A 2,120-nucleotide genomic window follows, 5' to 3' on the forward strand; every position below is an offset into this window, starting at 1 on the left:
AGTATGGCCGTCGCAAAGGCCGCTGCGTCCTGTGCGCGCCCCATTCCAACTGTTTTGCTGCGCAACACCGCCGCCGAACTAGAAGACATCGCGCCGATGTTCTCGGCCTGTGTCGATAAACCTGTCACCCCCGACACATTGACAAAAACCATCGCCGCCATCCTGACGCCGCGCGCATAAGCCACGCCATACCTAAGCCGTCGGCCCTCTCTGGTGGTGTGCGGTATGGCGGAGAGACAGGGATTCGAACCCTGGGAACCCGTGAAGGCTCAACGGTTTTCGAGACCGCCCCGTTCGACCACTCCGGCATCTCTCCGCGGGGAAGTGGTGGTGCGATTTAGCCGTGCTTTTGGGCGACTGCAAGTCCCTTTTGAAAATTAATGTGGGGTGTCGTGACATGCGGTGTCTGCGGGGGCAGGGTGAGTGACCCCGCACGCTGTCGCAGATGTGAGCGCCGCGACCTTGGCAAAGGCTACAGGCAGGGTTAGGTGTTGGCGTAATCGGCTATGTCGGTGTGGCGCGCCAGCGCAAGGGCGCTATATCCAATAAGCCGAGTGTTGATTTGACACCGTGCCGACCCAAAGGACTGCCCTGCGATGCCCAAACGCTTTATGCTCGTGAAAATTCTCTTGTCTGTGCTGATGGCCGGCCTTTTGGCGGTGTCCTTGGGGCGCGGTGCGCGTGCACAGACGACCTCGGATGATATCGACGCCTTGATGGATGCGCTCCACATGACGCAGATTGTCGAGGTTCTGGCCAAAGAGGGACGGGGTATGATCGATGATCTCGAGGTCGACGGGAGCGGCGTTCCGCATGCCGCTTGGGTCAGCATGTTGGCCGATTTGTACCGCGCCGATGTGATGCTCGAGGCCTTTCGGGGGGAGATGGGCAAAGCGCTAGAGGGCGCGGATATCGCGCCGATGCTCGCGTTTTTCGAAAGCGATTTTGGCCAGACCGTGGCCCAGCTCGAATTGGACGCACGGATTGCAATGGGCGACGAGGGGATGGAGGACATGGCGGCGCAGGCATGGGCCGAGCTCGCCCCGGATAGTGCGCGTGCAGAACTGATCGACGCTTATGTCACCGCCAATGATCTCATCGAGATGAATGTGGTCGGGGCGATGAATGCCGATTACGCCTATATGGTCGGGTTGGGCCAAAGCGGTGGTGATGTGCCGATGATGTCGGACGCGGATATTTTGCGCGATATTTGGAGCTACGAGCCAGAGGTGCGTGCCGACATTTCACAATGGGTGTATGGCTATTCGACACTGGCGTATGAGCCGTTGAGTGACGATGAGTTTGAACAGTATATTGCGTTCTCAAAGTCCCCAGCCGGATCAAAACTCAACTACGCACTATTTGCGGCGTTCGATGCGGTATATGCGGATTTGTCGCGTGCCTTGGGGGCCGGAACGGGGCAATTGTTGCACATTTTTGACGGTCAGGACCTCTAAGCGGGCGGACGGCGCGGGGTAGGGCGCGTCAGGTCTGTGTTTTTGGCAGTATGCCCTTGACTTGACCGCCTGGTTCCACGATACACGCGCCACTCGGCGTGCCCTATGGTTCGATCGGGTCATTTTCTATTGGTCGGTAGCGTATCGCGCATAGTCTTCGGATGGCTGACTTGGAAAATGGACTTAATGACAATCTCGTCCCCATGGAGGGACGCGCTGTCTGAGGCAATAAACGTTGGGGCATCTGACCCCAAGGCCAAAGGACGCGGGTATATAGAAAAGGACGACTGCATGTTTGCGGTTCTGAAAACCGGCGGTAAGCAATATAAAGTGCAAAGTGGTGACATTTTGCGCGTTGAAAAACTTGCCGCTGTTGCTGGTGAAACACTCCAGTTCAACGAGATTTTGATGGTGGGTTCCACCATCGGTGCGCCGTTTGTGGCGGACGCAGGCGTACAAGCCGAAGTGATCGACCAGATCAAGGGTAAGAAAGTTATCCACTTCGTTAAGCGTCGTCGTAAGCACTCCTCCAAGCGCACCAAAGGCCACCGTCAGCAGCTTACGCTTCTGCGTGTGACCAACATCCTTGAAAAAGGTGCGGACAAGTCCGGCGTGAAAGCAGCTCAAGGTGCAGGGTCCGTACCCGCATCCGCAAATGTTGCC

The 2,120-nt window shown here is 57.3% G+C and carries 3 protein-coding genes and 1 tRNA gene; 3 read left to right on the plus strand and 1 reads right to left on the minus strand.

From position 1 onward, the window contains the following. Positions 1-180 (plus strand): hypothetical protein (locus tag ACTG34_RS13630; RefSeq protein WP_439105417.1); only part of this gene is annotated, 180 nt, incomplete at its 5' end. A 46-nt stretch (positions 181-226) separates the two neighbouring features. On the opposite strand, the gene ACTG34_RS13635 is transcribed toward ACTG34_RS13630, so the two are convergent. Next, a tRNA-Ser gene (locus ACTG34_RS13635) sits at positions 227-316 on the minus strand. 280 nt (positions 317-596) lie between these two features. Between ACTG34_RS13635 and ACTG34_RS13640 the strand changes: the two genes are divergently transcribed. Both ACTG34_RS13640 and rplU read left to right on the plus strand, forming a co-directional pair. Beyond that, positions 597-1,457: a DUF2059 domain-containing protein gene (locus ACTG34_RS13640; RefSeq protein ID WP_439105418.1), complete on the plus strand. Its 861-nt coding sequence runs from the start codon at positions 597-599 to the stop codon at positions 1,455-1,457. Between the two features lie 291 nt (positions 1,458-1,748). Further along, positions 1,749-2,120: 50S ribosomal protein L21 (rplU, locus tag ACTG34_RS13645; RefSeq protein ID WP_439105419.1), on the plus strand; the 372-nt coding region annotated here is incomplete at its 3' end.

The sequence above is a fragment of the Celeribacter marinus genome (assembly GCF_965656515.1).
Lineage (GTDB): Bacteria > Pseudomonadota > Alphaproteobacteria > Rhodobacterales > Rhodobacteraceae > Celeribacter > Celeribacter marinus_D.